Source organism: Streptomyces sp. NPDC047981, from assembly GCF_040653315.1.
In the GTDB taxonomy this organism is placed as follows: Bacteria; Actinomycetota; Actinomycetes; order Streptomycetales; family Streptomycetaceae; genus Streptomyces.
The window spans coordinates 79613-95947 of record NZ_JBEZNQ010000008.1 but is presented as its reverse complement, the minus strand read 5'-3'; the positions used below and the strand labels follow the sequence as shown (position 1 = coordinate 95947).

The 16335-nt window shown below is 71.4% G+C and carries 19 protein-coding genes; 9 read left to right on the top strand and 10 right to left on the bottom strand.

Going from position 1 to position 16335, the window contains the following annotated elements; translation table 11 throughout:
- Positions 1-239 precede the first annotated feature (239 nt).
- Both AB0E14_RS07375 and AB0E14_RS07370 read left to right on the top strand, forming a co-directional pair.
- Positions 240-908 (top strand): DUF6230 family protein, encoded by a 669-nt coding sequence (locus tag AB0E14_RS07375; protein WP_362413428.1) that lies wholly within the window; start codon positions 240-242, stop codon positions 906-908.
- Between the two features lie 2 nt (positions 909-910).
- Positions 911-1327, top strand: coding sequence for a DUF6114 domain-containing protein (locus tag AB0E14_RS07370; RefSeq protein WP_362413426.1), 417 nt, complete (start codon positions 911-913; stop codon positions 1325-1327).
- 78 nt (positions 1328-1405) lie between these two features.
- On the opposite strand, the gene argG is transcribed toward AB0E14_RS07370, so the two are convergent.
- Genes argG through AB0E14_RS07355 form a run of 3 tightly spaced genes read right to left on the bottom strand, consistent with a single transcriptional unit; the run spans position 1406 to position 4833 of the window.
- On the bottom strand, positions 1406-2851 hold the full coding sequence (gene argG / locus AB0E14_RS07365; protein ID WP_362413424.1) for an argininosuccinate synthase: 1446 nt from the start codon (positions 2849-2851) through the stop codon (positions 1406-1408).
- Between the two features lie 51 nt (positions 2852-2902).
- Positions 2903-3496: a phosphatase PAP2 family protein gene (locus AB0E14_RS07360; RefSeq protein ID WP_362413422.1), complete on the bottom strand. Its 594-nt coding sequence runs from the start codon at positions 3494-3496 to the stop codon at positions 2903-2905.
- A complete protein-coding gene (locus tag AB0E14_RS07355; RefSeq protein WP_362413420.1) occupies positions 3493-4833 on the bottom strand; it encodes a diacylglycerol kinase family protein in 1341 nt (446 codons plus the stop codon). The genes AB0E14_RS07360 and AB0E14_RS07355 overlap by 4 nt, the downstream gene beginning before the upstream one ends.
- 163 nt (positions 4834-4996) lie before the next feature.
- Between AB0E14_RS07355 and AB0E14_RS07350 the strand changes: the two genes are divergently transcribed.
- Both AB0E14_RS07350 and AB0E14_RS07345 read left to right on the top strand, forming a co-directional pair.
- On the top strand, positions 4997-5512 hold the full coding sequence (locus AB0E14_RS07350) for a MarR family transcriptional regulator (RefSeq protein WP_362413418.1): 516 nt from the start codon (positions 4997-4999) through the stop codon (positions 5510-5512).
- Positions 5509-6012 carry a MarR family transcriptional regulator gene (locus AB0E14_RS07345; protein ID WP_362413416.1) on the top strand — a complete coding sequence of 168 codons (504 nt, stop codon included), beginning with the start codon at positions 5509-5511 and terminating at the stop codon, positions 6010-6012. Before AB0E14_RS07350 ends, AB0E14_RS07345 begins: the two co-directional genes overlap by 4 nt.
- On the opposite strand, the gene AB0E14_RS07340 is transcribed toward AB0E14_RS07345, so the two are convergent.
- A complete protein-coding gene (locus AB0E14_RS07340) occupies positions 5987-7363 on the bottom strand; it encodes a glycerophosphodiester phosphodiesterase family protein (protein WP_362413414.1) in 1377 nt (458 codons plus the stop codon). The genes AB0E14_RS07345 and AB0E14_RS07340 overlap by 26 nt on opposite strands.
- Positions 7364-7453: 90 nt before the next feature.
- The gene (locus tag AB0E14_RS07335) at positions 7454-8197 is read right to left on the bottom strand and encodes a VOC family protein (protein WP_362413412.1); all 744 of its coding nucleotides are present in this window, start codon (positions 8195-8197) and stop codon (positions 7454-7456) included.
- A gap of 83 nt (positions 8198-8280) precedes the next feature.
- Here AB0E14_RS07335 and AB0E14_RS07330 point away from each other — a divergent pair, with 83 nt between their 5' ends.
- From AB0E14_RS07330 to AB0E14_RS07320, 3 genes are all read left to right on the top strand, one after another.
- Positions 8281-8748, top strand: a complete 468-nt coding sequence (locus tag AB0E14_RS07330) for a hydrolase (RefSeq protein ID WP_362413410.1) — start codon at positions 8281-8283, stop codon at positions 8746-8748.
- A 79-nt stretch (positions 8749-8827) separates the two neighbouring features.
- Complete coding sequence (locus tag AB0E14_RS07325; RefSeq protein ID WP_362413408.1) at positions 8828-9235, top strand: YciI family protein; 408 nt, start codon at positions 8828-8830, stop codon at positions 9233-9235.
- Positions 9236-9243: 8 nt separating this feature from the next.
- Positions 9244-10407 (top strand): DUF6596 domain-containing protein, encoded by a 1164-nt coding sequence (locus tag AB0E14_RS07320; RefSeq protein ID WP_362413581.1) that lies wholly within the window; start codon positions 9244-9246, stop codon positions 10405-10407.
- A 12-nt stretch (positions 10408-10419) separates the two neighbouring features.
- On the opposite strand, the gene AB0E14_RS07315 is transcribed toward AB0E14_RS07320, so the two are convergent.
- A complete protein-coding gene (locus AB0E14_RS07315) occupies positions 10420-11115 on the bottom strand; it encodes an MOSC N-terminal beta barrel domain-containing protein (protein WP_362413406.1) in 696 nt (231 codons plus the stop codon).
- Between the two features lie 252 nt (positions 11116-11367).
- Between AB0E14_RS07315 and AB0E14_RS07310 the strand changes: the two genes are divergently transcribed.
- Positions 11368-11652: an antibiotic biosynthesis monooxygenase gene (locus AB0E14_RS07310; RefSeq protein ID WP_362413404.1), complete on the top strand. Its 285-nt coding sequence runs from the start codon at positions 11368-11370 to the stop codon at positions 11650-11652.
- 67 nt (positions 11653-11719) lie between these two features.
- Here AB0E14_RS07310 and AB0E14_RS07305 read toward each other — a convergent pair whose 3' ends face one another.
- A complete protein-coding gene (locus AB0E14_RS07305; RefSeq protein ID WP_362413402.1) occupies positions 11720-12760 on the bottom strand; it encodes a vWA domain-containing protein in 1041 nt (346 codons plus the stop codon).
- A gap of 244 nt (positions 12761-13004) precedes the next feature.
- Here AB0E14_RS07305 and AB0E14_RS07300 point away from each other — a divergent pair, with 244 nt between their 5' ends.
- Positions 13005-14204 carry a serine hydrolase domain-containing protein gene (locus AB0E14_RS07300; protein WP_362413400.1) on the top strand — a complete coding sequence of 400 codons (1200 nt, stop codon included), beginning with the start codon at positions 13005-13007 and terminating at the stop codon, positions 14202-14204.
- A 52-nt stretch (positions 14205-14256) separates the two neighbouring features.
- On the opposite strand, the gene AB0E14_RS07295 is transcribed toward AB0E14_RS07300, so the two are convergent.
- The 3 genes from AB0E14_RS07295 to AB0E14_RS07285 all read right to left on the bottom strand — a co-directional run bounded on the left by AB0E14_RS07295 (position 14257) and on the right by AB0E14_RS07285 (position 16169).
- Complete coding sequence (locus AB0E14_RS07295) at positions 14257-14820, bottom strand: hypothetical protein (RefSeq protein WP_362413398.1); 564 nt, start codon at positions 14818-14820, stop codon at positions 14257-14259.
- Positions 14821-14856: 36 nt separating this feature from the next.
- Positions 14857-15309: a hypothetical protein gene (locus AB0E14_RS07290; RefSeq protein ID WP_362413396.1), complete on the bottom strand. Its 453-nt coding sequence runs from the start codon at positions 15307-15309 to the stop codon at positions 14857-14859.
- A 209-nt stretch (positions 15310-15518) separates the two neighbouring features.
- Positions 15519-16169: a DUF4360 domain-containing protein gene (locus AB0E14_RS07285; protein WP_362413393.1), complete on the bottom strand. Its 651-nt coding sequence runs from the start codon at positions 16167-16169 to the stop codon at positions 15519-15521.
- Positions 16170-16335 lie beyond the last annotated feature (166 nt).

Here is a 16335-nt window from a genome sequence, read left to right as displayed (position 1 = left end):
AGCAGTCCCTGGGAAGTCCGTCTGCGGCCACGATCCGATCGATCAACGCCCTTGTTTCGCACGCTAGTTGACTGGGCGGTAACGACGGGTCTACGGTCCAGGCGGTTCCCTGCCACGCGGCCGCCTCCGCACGAGTACGCGAGGAAGACCCGGGCGGGCAGGGGAGACCGGCACACCACCGTCCGCGCCAGGACACCGCCGCCACAGGTCTGTTTCCTCACGACTGTCAGGAGCACCTCATGGCACCGTCCGAAGAGCCCACCCCCACCGCCCCGTTATCCGAGGCGGCCTCACCCGCGACCGAGCAGCCCGGCCGCAGAGGCCGCGTCCGCTTCCGCCGCGCGGGTCTGATGGCCCTCCCCACCTGCGCGATCGCCGGCACCCTCGTCGTGCTGACCGCCCAGGGCGCGCTCGCCGCCCAGTTCGCCATCTCCGGCATGCCGTTCACCGTCAAGGCCGACACCCTCAAGGGCACCGGCTTCGGCCAGTTCGGCGGCATGGACACCATGCCCGAAGGCAGCCCCAACGCCGGGGACACCGGCGGTCAGGTCCTGGTCATCGTCACCGCGATCCGCCAGGCCGAACTCACCAACCTCTGCCAGAGCGTGGAACTCGGCGGCACCCACCTGCGCATCACGGCCGGCAACCGGGGCACCCCGGTCAAGGCCTCCGGCCTGACCACGGACTCCACGGAGATCTCCGGCAAGGTCGCCGCGTTCGACAACATCGAGATCGGCGGCGACGCCAGTACCTTCGACAAGCCCCCGATCAAGGGCCCCCTCGGCTCCTTCGGTCAGCAGGCCGACACGGTCACGATCACCGACGTGTACCAGAAGAACTACGCCACCACGGCGACCCGTTTCACCCTGCCCGACCTGCATATGAGCTTCGCGTCGGAGGGCTGCTGACCATGACACCGCCGGCCACCGGCGGCGGCCGTCGTCCCTGGCGGGCCTTCGCCCGATGGCGTCACCGCCGTCCGTTCGCCCCGGGCCTGCTGCTCCTGCTCGGCGGCGTCGAGATCCTCCTCACCCAACGGGCGAGCGTCACCGTGATCCTCACGGCGGGGGCGGACAGCCTGGCCGGCTATGTGCTCCCGGTCATCATGATCGTCTGCGGAGCGCTGATCGTCCTCAACCCGCGCCAGCGCCTCTTCTACGCGATCGTCGGCGTCCTGGCCTCGCTCGCCACCTGGGTCACCTCGAACCTCGGCGGCTTCTTCATCGGCATGCTCCTCGGCCTCGTCGGCAGCTCGCTCGCCTTCGGCTGGCTGCCGGACCAGCCGCCGCGCCGCAGGCTGCGCGCGCTCCGCCGAGAACGGGCCTGACGCGCCGAGGGCGCTGTCGCCGACACCGATCGGTGCCGGCGACAGCGCCCCGCGACGCTGCCTCGGACGCGCGTCCGCTCAGTCGGTGCCGGACTCCATCGCGGCGCGGTCGAGCAGCTCGTCCTCGGCCGAGACCTCGCCGCGCGAGGCGATCGCCTCGGCGCCGCCGTGCGGCATCGTGCCGATCAGCCCGGTCGCGGCGGCCTGGGCCGCGCCGATCGCCGGGTTGGCGGTGCCGATGAGGCCGAGGTCCGCGTACTGCTCCAGCTTGGCCCGCGAGTCGGCGATGTCGAGGTTGCGCATCGTCAGCTGACCGATCCGGTCGACCGGGCCGAATGCGGAGTCCTCGGTGCGCTCCATCGACAGCTTGTCCGGGTGGTAGCTGAACGCCGGGCCCGTGGTGTCGAGGATCGAGTAGTCCTCGCCGCGCCGCAGCCGCAGGGTCACCTCACCCGTGACGGCCGCGCCGACCCAGCGCTGCAGCGACTCACGGATCATCAGCGCCTGGGGGTCGAGCCAGCGGCCCTCGTACATCAGCCGGCCCAGCCTGCGGCCCTCGCTGTGGTACTGGGCGAGCGTGTCCTCGTTGTGGATGGCGTTGACCAGGCGCTCGTACGCCGCGTGCAGCAGCGCCATGCCCGGGGCCTCGTAGATCCCGCGGCTCTTCGCCTCGATGATCCGGTTCTCGATCTGGTCGGACATGCCCATGCCGTGGCGCCCGCCGATGGCGTTCGCCTCCATCACGAGGGCGACGGGGGAGGGGAACTCCTTGCCGTTGATGGTCACCGGCCGGCCCTGGTCGAACCCGATCGTCACGTCCTCCGTGGCGATCTCGACCGACGGGTCCCAGAACCGCACGCCCATGATCGGCTGCACGGTCTCCACGCCGGTGTCGAGGTGCTCCAGGATCTTCGCCTCGTGGGTGGCGCCCCAGATGTTGGCGTCGGTGGAGTACGCCTTCTCGGTGCTGTCCCGGTAGGGCAGGCCGTGGGCGAGCAGCCACTCGGACATCTCGGTACGGCCGCCGAGCTCGGTCACGAAGTCCGCGTCGAGCCAGGGCTTGTAGATCCGCAGGTGCGGGTTGGCGAGCAGCCCGTAGCGGTAGAACCGCTCGATGTCGTTGCCCTTGAACGTCGATCCGTCGCCCCAGATCTGGACGTCGTCCTCCAGCATCGCCCGCACCAGGAGCGTTCCCGTCACGGCGCGGCCGAGCGGCGTGGTGTTGAAGTACGCGCGACCGCCCGAGCGGATGTGGAACGCCCCGCAGGTGAGCGCGGCCAGGCCCTCCTCGACCAGCGCGGCGCGGCAGTCGACCAGTCGCGCGATCTCGGCGCCGTAGGTCTTGGCGCGACCGGGCACGGAGGCGATGTCGGGCTCGTCGTACTGGCCGATGTCGGCGGTGTAGGTGCACGGGACGGCGCCCTTGTCGCGCATCCACGCGACCGCGACCGAGGTGTCGAGTCCGCCGGAGAAGGCGATTCCGACCCGCTCGCCGGAAGGAAGGGAGGTGAGGACCTTAGACATAGAAAGAGTATGCATCAGAACGCATGACCATGCAAAGCGCTTCCGTCTCGGTCATGAGATCGGCCAGGTGGCCCGCACCCCGGCCAGGGCGAGGACGGCGGTGGCGGAGGTGGCCCCCAGCAGGGCCCCGGCCAGGACGTCGCCCGGATAGTGCACGCCGGTGTGAATACGGGAGTACCCGACGGCGCAGGCCAGCGCGGAGAGCGGCAGGGCGGCCGGGGGAAGGACGGCACCGACGGCCGTGGCGAAGGCGACGGCCGAGGCCGTGTGGCCGGAGGGGAAGGAGGCCGAGGTGGGCATGGGGACGTGGCGGTCCACGATCACCCGCGCCGCCTCCCGGTCCGGCCGGGACCGGCGTACGAGACGCTTGCCGAGGAGGTTCGCGCCGGCCGAGGCCATGGTGATCGCGCCGGCCCCCAGAATGGCGGCCCGTCGGGGCCGGCCGGGGAAGAGGGCCAGCGCGGCGGCGACGCCGAAGGAGATCTTGGAGCGGTCGGCGGCATTGGACAGCCTCCGCAGACCCCGGTCGAGGGTGGGTGTGGGCGTCGCGGCGACGGCGGCGTAGAGGGCGCCGTCGACCGCCCGGAGGTCGCTGAGGACGGCGGCGATCCCGACGGGCCGTTCCTCGTACGTGCTGTTCGTCATCGCCCGCCCCTTTCCCCGAAGGCCAGTGTGAAGATGCGCCGCCAGTCGACGGCGGGTGCGGCGGGCGGCGCTCCGGGCCTGTCGCGCGGTACCCGCACGCGCAGCGCGTGCGGGCGGATGGTGCAGGTCACGGGCGTCGGCAGGGTCAGCGCCTCGCCGTCGACGGCGACCGGCACGGTGTCGCCGCCGCCCCCGGTCACGTCGACCCGGTGCGCGGTCATGACGTGCAGACTGTCCGACCCCGACCCGCGCAGGGCGAGGTCGGCGGCACCGGCCGCACCCTCGACACGGACGCCGATGACACCGAGTTCGCCCCGGTCGAGCCGGAGGCGGCGGCCGGTGAACGGGTCGGGCCGTGTGTAGGGGTTGTTGCTGACGAGCAGCGCCTGCTGGGACGGCAGGAAGGTGCCGTCGACGGTGGCGTCGAGACGCGGCCCGCTCTCGTGGAGGAGGTCGGGCATGGCGTCGAGCGCCGTCTCCGCCTTCGCGTCGCGGTACTCGGGTCTCTGCACCACCTGCGCGTACACCCCGAACGACACGGTGTTGACGAACGCCCGCCCATTGACGTCCCCGAGGTCGACCCGCAGTTCCTCGCCGTCGGTGAGGGCGCTCAGGCTGAGCGAGGGGTCCTCGCGATCGAGTCCCAGGTCCATGGCGAAATGGTTCCGGGTGCCCGCGGGGACGACGAGGAACGGCAGATCGTGCTGGACGGCGACCGCGGCGACCTCCGCCTGCGTACCGTCGCCACCGGCGACACCCAGCAGGTCGGCCCCCTCGGAGACGGCCCGACGGGCCAGTTCGAGGACCTGGTCGCCGCCGGAGGGGTCGAGGACGATCACGCGCGCCCCGAGTTGCTCGGCCCGCTCGACGAGCGCGAACCGGCCGACCTTGCCGCCGCCGGAGTTGGGGTTCATCAGGATCACGGGACGGCGGGGAGCCGGCCGGGACTCGGCCCGCACGACCTGCCCCGCCTGGTGTGAGGGCCGCAGCGCCAGCCGCCCGCAGCCAAGGGCCACCCCCCAGAGCGCGAGGACGACGAGAGCGATCACCCAGAGCCCGCTGTGCACGAAGAACAGGAGCAGGCCGACGGGCGCGCCGACCATGAGGATCGCCCCGAGCCACCGCAGCGGCCCGCGCCGTGCCACCAGCCACCAGACGCCGACGGCGGAGACGACGAGCCCCGCGAACCCGCTGACCAGAACCGCCGCCCCGCCCTCGCCGAACGCCACCAGCACCACGGCGACGGCCGCCAGGACCGCAAGCACGGCCCCCCGCGCCCACAGCCGGGACCCTCTGCCGCTATGCGTACGCCCACCAGTCACGTTGTCCGTCGTCATGCTCCACGTCTAACCGGCCACCGAGGCCTTTATGCGCAGGGTCGTCCCGCCCACCTTTCCCGCAGACGTGCCGCGGCGGCGCCCGGAGGGGCCCGTCCGGGTGAGCGGGACGGCCGCCCGAAAACAGTAGCCATGGCGATAGTAGCCATGTACTGTATTTGTCATGAGCAAGGCTTCACCGGGTCCCACGCCCGGCTTCCTGGTATGGCGGCTCGCCAACAAGTGGCGCGTCGCGGTCGACCGCGCACTGGCTCCGCTGGGCCTCACCCACGCGCAGTACGTGCTCGTCGCCTCGCTGTACGGCATGCAGCGCACCGGCGAACGGCCCAGCCAGCGCCGACTCGCCGACCACACCGGTCTGGAGGCGCTGTACGTGTCGAAGCTGGCGCGCGCCCTGGAGTCGGCCCAGCTGATCGAGCGCGCCCGCGATCCCCGCGACCCGCGCGCCGTCCAGCTCGCCCTCACCGAGGACGGCCGGGCCGTCGCACGGAAGGCCATCGTCCTGGTCCAGGACCTGCTGCAGGACCTCCTCGAACCGCTCGGCGGCCTCGACGCCCAAAGGACCCGGACGTTCACCGCCGAACTCACGGCCCTGCTCGACGCTCCGCTCGCACCACCCGTTCCGAAGGCCCCACTGAACGACGAGAACGACGAGAACACGGAGAGGCACACACCATGACCACCACGGCATCCACCGCCACCACCCCCGCCGCGGGCACCGCCGCCGACTCCCGCGCCCTCGGCCTGGCCCACTACGCCGCTCGCGGCGTCCTGGAGCACGTCCTGGCCCGGCACGGCGTCACGTTCCCGCAGCAGATCGCCCTGCGCGCCGCCGTCACCGCCGACGCGCCGCAGACCTCCGAAGAGCTGGTCGCCCAGGTCGTCGCCTCGGTCAAGTCCACCCCGGACGACACCCGCGCCACCCTCGACGAACTGCTCACCCGAGGCCTGCTCGTCGCCGAGGGTCCGCACCTGCGCCCCACGGACGCAGGCCGCGAACTGCTCGCCACCGTGGGTGCGCAGATCGCCCCGATCTCCGCCCGCGTCTGGGCCGACATCCCCACCGAGGACCTGCTCGCCGCCGGCCGCGTCCTCAGCCAGGTGACCGCGCGGGCGAACGCGGAACTGGCGGCGCTGACGTCGGCGTCGGCGCCTACAGGCCCGAGCCCCGCCCACTGAGCCACCCGGAGAGCTCCCCGGCCCGGTTGGTGATGACCCCGTCCACGCCGTAGCCGTCGTACCGGTCCCACCGCTCGGCCGTGTCCACCGTCCACACCCACACGCCGAGACCGGCGGCGTGCAGTTCGTCCACGACGCCGGGCCGGGCCTCGAGGGCCACGCCACTGGGGTTGTACAGCGACAGTCCCAACTCCCGGCTCACGGCCACCGGGTCGGCGTCCAGCTTGTCGCGCAGCAGACCGAGCGGGACCTCGGGGGCCAGCGCGCGCACCCAGCGCAGGTGCCGTGGGTCGAAGCTCTGGACCATGACCCGACCGGTCATCTGCTCCGCCTTCACGACGTCGATCACCGCGGCGACGTCCTCGAGGCTGTCGGCCTGCTTGATCTCCAGGAGCAGGCTGCCACCGCGGGTCCGCAGATCGGCCAACTGCTCGGCGAGCGTGGGAACGCGTGCTCCGGCGTAGACCGGCGCGCGCCAGGACCCCGCGTCCAGCCCACGAAGCTGCGCGGCGGTCAGCTCCGAGACCCTGCCCACGCCGTCGGTGGTGCGGTCCACCGTCGGGTCGTGCATCAGAAAGGGCACGCGGTCACGACTCAGCCGAACGTCGTTCTCGATGAACACCGCGCCGGAACGCCGCCCCACCTCCTGGGCGACCAGCGTGTTCTCCGGGGCGACCGCGGACGCCCCCCGGTGCGCCACGACCGTCATCGGGGCCGCGGCCGCACGCTGGAACGCGGACGCGCTCACCCGCGTGACCCGCACGTCGTCGAACGACACGGTGCCGCCACCCACCGCCAGTGCCACCCCGGCGCCCGCCTGGGAACGGCCGGTCACCAGGACCTGTCGATCGTCGAGGAACCACACCGCCCGCTGCCCCCGAGCCTCGACCCGTACGTGAACCTCTCCGTCCGCGGCCCGTACGAAGGGAACGGGCGCCGCCGCCCCGCCCTCCTCCCCGAACGAGACACCGTCGGCGCCGGCCCGCACGACCCCGACGGCCCCCCGCTCGCCCCCGGACGCGGGCACGTCGACGCCCAACCCGAACCAGCCCTTCGCGCCGTCCCTCCGCTCGAAACGAGCCCGGGCCTCGAACCGGAAGTCGGCCGAGCCCGCCCCGAAGGTCACCAGCCCCTTCCCCGGCCCGGCATCGCCGACCAGCCGCCCGTCGGCGACCCGCCACTCGCCGCCGACCACCCGCCACGGCCCGGGCACTCCACCGGAGGAGAAGTCCTCCCGCACGACGTCCCCGGTGCTGTTCGACCGAGCGCCGCCGACATGGGCACCGCTCAGACAACTCAGGGCGACACACGAGCCCAGGACAACCACGGAACGAAAGAGGTCACGACGCATGCAGGGAGGTTATCCGGCCCCCACGGGACCACCTTCGTCACCACGCTCGCCCCGGGTCGGCCGGACGGGCGGCCTCCGGGTCCGGCCGCGTCAGGGCAGGGCGAGGACGCAGAACTCGTGACCCTCCGGGTCGGTCAGACACGTCCACGGGACGTCGCCCTGGCCGATGTCGAGATCGGTGGCGCCGAGCGCCCGCAGCCGGTCCACCTCCGCCGCCTCGTCGTCGCCGGGGTACGGCAGCAGGTCGAGGTGGACCCGGTCCGGCACGCGCTTCCCGCCGGGCGTGCGGAGAAACTCGAGGAACGGGCGGCCGGCTCCCTGGGCGGACCGCAGCGTGGCGCCCTCGTCCGTGACCTCACGCACCTCCCAGTCGACCGCCTCACCCCAGAACCGGGCCATGGCCCGCGGATCCGCGCAGTCGACCACCACGGCCGCGATCGGCCCGGTGTCCTCGTAGACCTCCCGAGGCTCCAGCACACAGAACTCGTTGCCCTCGGGGTCGGCGAGCACGGTCCACGGCACCGCTCCCTGGCCGATGTCGACGGGCGTCGCGCCGAGTCCCATGAGCCGCGCGACCAGTTCGGTCCGATGGGCCACGGAGGTGGTGGCGAGATCGAGGTGGACCCGATTCTTCACCGCGGCCTTGGGCTCGGGCACGGGAACGACATCGACACCGACGACGACCGGATCGGGCCAGACGAGACCCCCGGCCGGCCCGACGTACGTGGTCACCCCGGGGCTGTACGCGGCCCACCCCAGCGCCTCCGCCCAGAACCGCCCGACCACCAAGGGGTCACGAGCCTTGATGTTCACCTGCACAGGTCGCAGCGCCATGCCGGCGATCCTATGCGCGCACGAAGGCGACCTCCGCGACCGGACCGGCGCACCGGGGCCGCCGGCCGCGCAATGATGCGGCCATGGAATCCTTCCTCGCCCGGCTGCCGACCGCCTTCTGGACCGTCCCGCACGTCGGTGCGCGCTTCCCCGGATCCGCGGCCGTGACCGACCGGCCCGGCCTCGCGGCAGGCGCCAACTGTCAACTGTTCGCCTACGAGGTCCTGGGCCATTTCGGCCTGTCCGTACCGCCCCTGCGCTCCAGCGACCTGTGGCACGACACCACGGCCACGGTCCATGTCCCGACCCCGCAGCCGCTCGACCTGCTCCTCTTCAACGCGACGGAGGACCCGTACGGCGCCCACGTCGGCATCGCGGCCGGCCCGGACGAGGTCCTCCATCTCAGCGCGGAGGTGGGGCACCCGGTGGTCTGGAACCTGGCCGAATTCGCGACACGGCAGCGCTACCGCGTCCTGATCGGCGCGAAGAGGGTCATCGCTCCGGCCGCGTCCGCGCCGTCTGAGAAAAACCCGAAAAAGGTCGGACGGTGATGTCGAGAACCCGAGTCCCGCTCCGTCCCCGGTGTGAACGCGACCACAATGGGCCGCACGCACACCAAGGAGAACCACCATGGCGAAGTACCTGCTGCTGAAGCACTACCGCGGCGCCCCGGCGGCGGTCAACGACGTGCCGATGGACCAGTGGAGCCCGGCGGAGATCACGGCACACGTGCAGTACATGAACGACTTCGCCGCCCGCCTGGAGAAGACCGGCGAGTACGTCGACGGCCAGGCGCTCGCGCCGGACGGAGCGTGGGTCCGCTACGACGGCGAGGGGCGCCCGCCGGTCACCGACGGACCGTTCGCGGAGACCAAGGACCTCATCGCCGGCTGGATGATCATTGACGTCGACAGCTACGAGCGCGCCGTCGAGCTGGCCGGCGAACTGTCGGCCGCCCCCGGCGCGGGCGGCAAGCCGATCCACGAGTGGCTGGAGGTACGTCCGTTCCTTGCCGCGCCGCCCACCATCACGGAGTGACGTCACCGATGGACGAGCTCCTGCTCAGGAGCCTCACACCGGGCGTGCTCACCGTCCTCGTCCGCCGCGGAGCAGATTTCGCGGCGGCCGAGGACGCTGTTCAGGACGCCCTGGTGGAGGCGCTCCGCGCCTGGCCGGCGGAGCCTCCGCGCGATCCGAAGGGCTGGCTGGTCACCGTGGCCTGGCGCAAGTTCCTCGACGCGACCCGCGCCGACACGGCCCGCCGAAGGCGCGAGGACCGCGTCGAGGAGGAGCCCCGGCCCGGGCCGACGCCCGCGGTGGACGACACCCTCCAGCTCTACTTCCTCTGCGCGCACCCCTCGCTGACCCCGGCCTCGGCGGTCGCCCTCACCCTGCGCGCCGTCGGCGGGCTGACCACCCGCCAGATCGCCGAGGCCTACCTCGTGCCCGAAGCGACCATGGCGCAGCGCATCAGCAGGGCCAAGCGCACCGTCTCCGGTGTGCGCCTCGACCGGCCCGGCGACGTCGCCACGGTGCTGCGCGTCCTCTACCTCGTCTTCAACGAGGGTTACTCCGGGGACGTCGACCTCGCCGCCGAGGCCATCCGTCTCACCCGGCAGCTCGCGGCCCGCATCGACCACCCCGAGGTGGCCGGCCTGCTCGCCCTCATGCTGCTCCACCACGCCCGGCGCAGCGCCAGGACCGCACCCGACGGCAGCCTCGTGCCGCTCGCCGAACAGGACCGCGCCCGGTGGGACACGGCGCTGATCGCCGAGGGCGTCGTGATCCTCCAGGCGGCCCTGGCCCGCGACCGCCTGGGCGAGTTCCAGGCCCAGGCCGCCATCGCGGCCCTGCACGCCGACGCGCCCGCCGCCGAGGAGACCGACTGGGTGCAGATCGTCGAGTGGTACGACGAACTCGCGCTGCTGACCGACAACCCGGTGGTACGGCTCAACCGCGCCGTCGCCGTCGGCGAAGCCGACGGACCGCGTGCCGGGCTGGCGGCGCTCGCCGCACTGGACGACCCCTCACTGCCCCGCCACGCCGCGGTGGCGGCCCACCTCCACGAGTGCGCGGGCGACCTGGAGAGGGCGGCGCACCTCTACGCCGAGGCGGCCCACAAGGCCTTCAACCTCGCCGAGCGCGACCACCTCACACGGCAGGCGGCCAGGCTCAACGCCCGCCGGGACGGACGACGGGAACGCCACTGACCGGAAGAAGCCTCAGGCCACGACGTAGGGGGCCCCGACGATCCAGCCGCCGCGCACCGGCTCCGGCCACTCCTCGTCGGTCAGACGGACCTCGTCGCCCTGGCCGACAGTGCCGGGGGACGCCACCCAGCAGTCCAGCGCGAAGGTGCCGTCGTACAACCGATGGATGTCGCGCAGGACGTCGTGGTCACGTTCGCCCGTGTCGGGGTCGACCGTCGTCATGACGCAGCGGGAGCGCAGCTTCAGCACACCGATGACGGCGTCGCCGACGCGCAGCGTACGGCCGGGCCAGTCGCGTTCGGCGAGGCCGGGTACGCCGCCGATGACCAGGTTGGACCGCAGTCGGCGCGGGTCGTGGCCGAGGGCGTCGGCTGCCCCATCGGTGATGACCGTTAGATTGAGGACGTCGAACCGCTCCCTGCCGGTGTAGTACACCGCCTCCGCGTCGGGGCCGGCCGCGCCGCGGACCAGCGCGCCCGCCTCGGGGCTGTCCCACGGGTGCCCGTCGACGAGCACACCGCCGTCCGCCGCCGTGGTCGCCGACAGGCCGAGCAGCCGGGAGCGCACCCGTGCGGTCAGCAGACCGCGGGAGTCCCGGACATGGATGTGGCGATCGCCTGTCAGACCGTTGTCCGTCAGCTCGACGCTCTTGAGCTGCTCCCCGCGCATGGACTTGACGGGGAACCGCCAGATTTCTCGAAGGTACACGTGAGTCTCTCTCAGGCTCCGGACCGGAGCCGTCAGCCGGAGCGGGGGAGTCTGTGGGGTGTGTGGTGCGATACGCGGTCATTGTCGTCGTGGCCGGGGTGAGGACCCAGTACGTCCCAGGTCATCGATGGACAACTTCTCGCCAAGCCCGGGTGAGGCGGGAGGCGACATCGGCACCCCGATCTCGGGGCGGGACCGGAGGCAAGACATCCCGTACGACGGTATGACAGGCTGACGGTCATGATTGTGAGGGTGAGTGAGGCGCGTGTGCGTCCCGAGCGGTTCGACGCGTTCCGGGACATGATCGTTTCGGCGGTGCGGGAGTTCCCCGACCAGAACCCGGGTCTGGTGGACCATGAGGTGCTGCTCGCACCACCCCACTCGCTTCTGTACGTGAGCCGTTGGCGCGGCGAGGAGGACTTGGTCCGCTACGCCGGCGAGAACTGGCGTGAGCAGCCGGTGGTCCTTCCGGGGGAGGACGAGTACCTGCTCGAACCCCTTCGCGTACGGCACTTCGAGCAGGACTCACTGTCCTGACCCGCCCATCCGCCCGTCCGGCTCGGTCTCTGCATGGACGGGCGGACGGGCGGACCGTGCGCTGCTGTCAGATCATCAGCAGGAGGCGCGTCCGGGCCACGAGCTTCCGGTTGACGCTGGTGCTCTGCACGAAGATGGTGAAGTCGTCGTTGTGGTCCGGCTTGACGCGCACCTCGGTGTCCGGCAGTCCGAGCAGCGCCCGCGCCTGCGGCCCCGTGTAGACCCGGTCCGTCTTCTTCTCCAGCACGGCTATCTGCTTCCCCGCCTGGACCTTCTCCGGCTTGCTCAATTGATAGAACGCACCGCCCGTGCGATAGGTGTGCCCGCATTCGACGACCCACTCACGGATACCCGCGTCCCGTGCCACCGGGATCAGCTGGTACGCCGAAGGCTTCACCGGCGTCAGGCCGGCCGCCTTGATGGTCTCCTTGTTGACGGCGTCCGCGCCCGTGGAGAACACCGCCCGCGAACCCCGGATGCCCTTGGCCCGCCCCACCATGAACTTCTCGGTGGCCTCCCGGATGACCTGCCCGGCCTCCTCGAGACCCTGAGTGCTCGTGGCGTCCCAGATCGCGATGTTCTCCTTGGGGAACCCGCACTGCATGGCCTCGCGCTTGCCCATCTGGTCGGGCACGAGGACGGCCAGCGTCCAGTTGTCCTCCTGCGTCCCGATCATCTCGGACACGGCCCTGACCAGCTCGCGCGGATCCTTGGAGGGAGCGCCCGGGCTGCGGTGGCTCGCGTTCTCCTGGCCGTCGGTCAGGACGAAGGTGAGGAAGCTGTGGTCGCCGTACAGCTGGGCGGTCTGTGCCAGCTCCCGCTGCGACTTCAGAGCCGCCGCCAGCAGAGCTGTCATCCCACCGGCCCGGTACAGCTGCTTCAGGGACGGCATCCGCAGCACGTCCTTGTCGTAGATGACACAGTCGACCGTGTCCGCGAAGACGTAGACCGTGACGCGGGTCTCCTGCTCCAGCTCCCTGGACCGCCGTGCGAGGTAGGCGATCTGCTGGTCGGCGACCTCGACGACCTTACGGCTCAGGTGCGACATGGATGAACTGGCATCCAGCACCAGAGCGACGTGATTGATGTAGTTCTGACTTCCCGACATGGCAGCTCCCCGTGCAGCGGCTTGATGTCCTCACGGTCTCACCCACCACTGACAATCGATCTCGGCTCCGGCACCCGAGCCCCGCCCCTGCGGGCCCACCGAAGCCGCCGCGGCGGGTCGGGAGGCGTCGGGAGGCTGCGCCGTATGGACCATCGGGCGGGCACGTCGCGACGGTCCGTCCGATGCTGGGTCGGACCCCCCGACCGGGTGCATGGCCACCCGGCATCGCCGTGAAGGAGCCCCCGTGCCGGCACACCCTGGAGACCGATCACGCTCGCACGTACGACTGCGCCTGTCGGCGGCGGCCCTCGCCGCGTCCGCGGTCGCCGCCCTGGTCCAGCCCGCACAGGCGCAGGCGACGGGCACGCCGCCGCCCCACCCGGACAGCGCCCTGCAGAAGCAGCTGAACGACCTGGTCCGTACGGCCGGAGGCCCGCCCGGAGTGATCGCCGTGCTGCGCCGGGACGACCGGACGGCGGTCTACCGCGCGGGTGTCGGCGACACCGAGACCGGCCGACCGCCCCGTGCCACCGACCACATGCGGATCGCGAGCGTCGCCAAGGCCTTCAGCGGAGCGGTCGCCCTGCGCCTGGTGGACCGCGGCAAGCTGCGCCTCGACGACACGATCGGCGAACTCCTGCCCTCGCAGCCCACGGCCTGGCACCAGGTGACGCTGCGCCAGCTGCTCAACCACACCAGCGGGCTGCCCGACTTCTCGACGGCCCCTGCGTTCGTCGAGATCTTGCAGGAGGACCCCCGGCACCACTTCGACTCCCGCCGGCTGCTCGACTTCGTCGCGGACCAGGACCTCCACTTCCCGCCGGGATCGCGGTACGAGTACTCGAACTCCGACAACATCGCCGTCGCTCTGATGGCGGAGGCGGTCACGGGCGAGCGCTACGAGCGGCTGCTCGACAAGCTCGTGTACCGGCCCCTCGACCTGCGGCGCACCAGCCTGCCCCAGGGCTTCCGCATGCCCAGGCCGTACCTGCACGGCTACGACGTGACGCCGCCCGACCCGCCGGAGGACATCAGCGAGGTCCTCAGCGCGTCGGGCGTCTGGGCCTCCGGCGGCATCGTCTCGACACCGAGCGACCTCAACACCTTCATCGGCGCCTGGTCCGGCGGACCGGGCTTCCTGTCCAAGAAGACCCGCGGCGAGCAGCGGACCTTCATCACCGGCGCGGCCTCGGAGCCGGCCGGGCCGGGCGTCAACGCGGGCGGACTGGCCATCTTCCGGTACGCGACACGATGCGGCACGGTCTACGGCCACACCGGAAACTTCCCCGGCTACACCCAGTTCGCGGCCGGCACGGCGGACGGCAAGCGGGCTCTCACCTTCTCGATCAACACCCAGACCAGCAAGACCATCAAGCCGGAACTCCTGGCCAAGGTCCGCGCGATCCAGGAGGATTTCGTCTGCGCCCTGCTCCGACGCCGCTGATCGCACGGCTCGCCTTCCCCCTCGTCCTGGCGGGCGAGGGGGAAGACGGCGCTCAGGGGTTCTTCGGAACGTCCTTCACCGAGGTCGGGCCGAGCTGCGTGGCGCCGACGTACTCCGGCATCGTCATCGGCTGGTCGAAGAGGAAGAACGACTGGTTCGTACCGACCGTGAACTCCATGTACACGCCGGTGGTGGCATCGAACCCGTAGTAGGCGTTGCAGGTGGAACCCGTCGAGTACGTACCGTCCATCCCGGGCTGCGGCAGCACCGCCTTGCCCTCGTTGGTGTCCTCGAGCCGCTCGGTCGGCGTGAGCATCTTGCAGCGCGGAACGGGCAGGCCCTTCATGACGAAGTACCCGTACTCGCCCTTGGCGTTCTGGATGTAGACGTACGACAGCTTGCCCCGCTTGCCCCAGGTCTTGACCCACTGGTTGATCGCCTCACGGGTCGGCGAGTACTCCATGTGGCCCGCAGGCTGCTGCGCCACGAGGTGGTTGTAGCCGTCCTGCTTGGCCTTGGTCTCACGGTCCTGACTGGAGTCGGAGCAGGCGGCGAGGCCGAGCCCGAGGGCGAGCGCCGAGAACGCGGCCGCGGCGGCGCGCGCGATCCTGTGCATCGTGGTGGTCTCCTTCCCGTTGCCGGTTTCCCGACGTCAGTGGGTGGCCGTGCAGGTCGTCCGCTCGGCCCCGGCGTCGAGCCGAGGGGGCAGGTTCTTGTCGAGGAACGGCGCGCGATGCTCCTGGGCGGCCTTGGAGTTGTACTCGTTGACCGACTCCAGGCGGGACGCCCGCAGGGCGGTGACCGACTGGTCGATCTGGCTCCTGCGCACGGTCGACGCCGTGCCCCGCTCCTGCTGGAGCACCTGGATCGTTCCCTCGGCGTTCTGCACGGCCTCGCACAGCCCGAAGAACTCCTCGTAGGTGGTCAGACGGAACGCCCCGGACCCGACCGTGTCCTCCCGCTCCTCGAGCTCGCCACGGAACGGCGCGGTGATCCACCCGGCGCCCCCGAACACGAACACACCGACCACATAGACGACCGCCAGCCCGAGGACCCCGCCGACGGCCCACACGCCGAATCGGGCGCCCTCTCGCGCATCTCCCATGACCTTGCCCCTTTTCTCCGGTGACCGCCGGGAACATGGAACTGTCGCTCGGTAACTCGCGTGCTGTAGAGGATTGTTGAACGATCCCCCGAAGTGCGCAACCCTTCGCGCAGGCCCGGATCCGAGCGGACGGCCCGGCGGGGGCCGTTGGGGCAGCGAGACGCCCCGGACGAACAGAAGATGTCCGTCCGGGGCGCCGGGGTGTCAGCTCACTTCGTGGGGCAGGGCTTCCACGCGAGGTGGTAGACGGTGCTGATGTCGCCGTCGGTGGAGTCCATGGTCATGTAGCTGGTGGTGGCCGGGTTCGAGGTGCCGGCGTTCACCCGGATCTCGGTGTTGATGTTGAAGTTCCGCTGGACGCCGCAGGGGGCCCAGACGAGCTGCGCCCAGTCGGTGGTGTCGGTGGCCTGCCAGTTGTCCTCGTAGGGTCCTCGGAAGGTGTGGGTCCGGGAGGCGGTGTTCGGTGATCCCTGGAAGTAGTACGAGGCCTTCTCGGTGCCGCTCGCGCCGGGCCGCAGGGAGGCGTAGCCGCGGTAGTCGGCGCTGGCGATGGCGTAGGTGAAGCCCTGCGGCACGTGGACCAGCAGGTTGAGCTGACAGTTCTGGCGGGCCGCGGTGGGCGAGGAGTTGCCGCCCGCCTGCGCGACGTACTGGCTGTAGGTGACGGTGAAGGCGGTGTTGTCCTCGGAGACGGCGATGGCGGCGGTGCCGAGGGGGCAGCCGGAGCCGTTGACCGTGGCGATGTCGATGACGATCTTGTCAGGGGGCGGGTCGGTGATCGACGCAGGACCTGCCTGCGCGGGCAGGGCCGAGGCGAACAGAGCGGCGACCGCTCCGCTCACGAGCAGGGGGACTCGCATGCTTTCTCCCATCCGGTGCTTCGGGTGCCGGGCGCGGACGGACGCACGGACACGTCCCGCTCGCCCGGTCGGGGGGTGCGGCGCGCCACGGAGTCGGGCGGCCGTCACGGACCTGCTGCGGTGGATCGAGGAGCTGGTGCCGGGAGGCGAGCCGCGCGGCCTCCCG

What these genes read in the sequence shown, in the direction of transcription:
- AB0E14_RS07370 (WP_362413426.1), top strand. Translation starts at nt 911, where the DNA reads ATGACACCGCCGGCCACCGGCGGCGGCCGTCGTCCCTGGCGGGCCTTC.
- AB0E14_RS07305 (WP_362413402.1), bottom strand. Translation starts at nt 12,760, where the DNA reads ATGTCGGGAAGTCAGAACTACATCAATCACGTCGCTCTGGTGCTGGAT.
- AB0E14_RS07295 (WP_362413398.1), bottom strand. Translation starts at nt 14,820, where the DNA reads ATGCACAGGATCGCGCGCGCCGCCGCGGCCGCGTTCTCGGCGCTCGCC.
- AB0E14_RS07355 (WP_362413420.1), bottom strand. Translation starts at nt 4,833, where the DNA reads ATGACGACGGACAACGTGACTGGTGGGCGTACGCATAGCGGCAGAGGG.
- AB0E14_RS07290 (WP_362413396.1), bottom strand. Translation starts at nt 15,309, where the DNA reads ATGGGAGATGCGCGAGAGGGCGCCCGATTCGGCGTGTGGGCCGTCGGC.
- AB0E14_RS07335 (WP_362413412.1), bottom strand. Translation starts at nt 8,197, where the DNA reads ATGGCGCTGCGACCTGTGCAGGTGAACATCAAGGCTCGTGACCCCTTG.
- AB0E14_RS07345 (WP_362413416.1), top strand. Translation starts at nt 5,509, where the DNA reads ATGACCACCACGGCATCCACCGCCACCACCCCCGCCGCGGGCACCGCC.
- AB0E14_RS07330 (WP_362413410.1), top strand. Translation starts at nt 8,281, where the DNA reads ATGGAATCCTTCCTCGCCCGGCTGCCGACCGCCTTCTGGACCGTCCCG.
- AB0E14_RS07350 (WP_362413418.1), top strand. Translation starts at nt 4,997, where the DNA reads ATGAGCAAGGCTTCACCGGGTCCCACGCCCGGCTTCCTGGTATGGCGG.
- AB0E14_RS07325 (WP_362413408.1), top strand. Translation starts at nt 8,828, where the DNA reads ATGGCGAAGTACCTGCTGCTGAAGCACTACCGCGGCGCCCCGGCGGCG.
- argG (WP_362413424.1), bottom strand. Translation starts at nt 2,851, where the DNA reads ATGTCTAAGGTCCTCACCTCCCTTCCTTCCGGCGAGCGGGTCGGAATC.
- AB0E14_RS07340 (WP_362413414.1), bottom strand. Translation starts at nt 7,363, where the DNA reads ATGCGTCGTGACCTCTTTCGTTCCGTGGTTGTCCTGGGCTCGTGTGTC.
- AB0E14_RS07285 (WP_362413393.1), bottom strand. Translation starts at nt 16,169, where the DNA reads ATGCGAGTCCCCCTGCTCGTGAGCGGAGCGGTCGCCGCTCTGTTCGCC.
- AB0E14_RS07375 (WP_362413428.1), top strand. Translation starts at nt 240, where the DNA reads ATGGCACCGTCCGAAGAGCCCACCCCCACCGCCCCGTTATCCGAGGCG.
- AB0E14_RS07360 (WP_362413422.1), bottom strand. Translation starts at nt 3,496, where the DNA reads ATGACGAACAGCACGTACGAGGAACGGCCCGTCGGGATCGCCGCCGTC.
- AB0E14_RS07320 (WP_362413581.1), top strand. Translation starts at nt 9,244, where the DNA reads ATGGACGAGCTCCTGCTCAGGAGCCTCACACCGGGCGTGCTCACCGTC.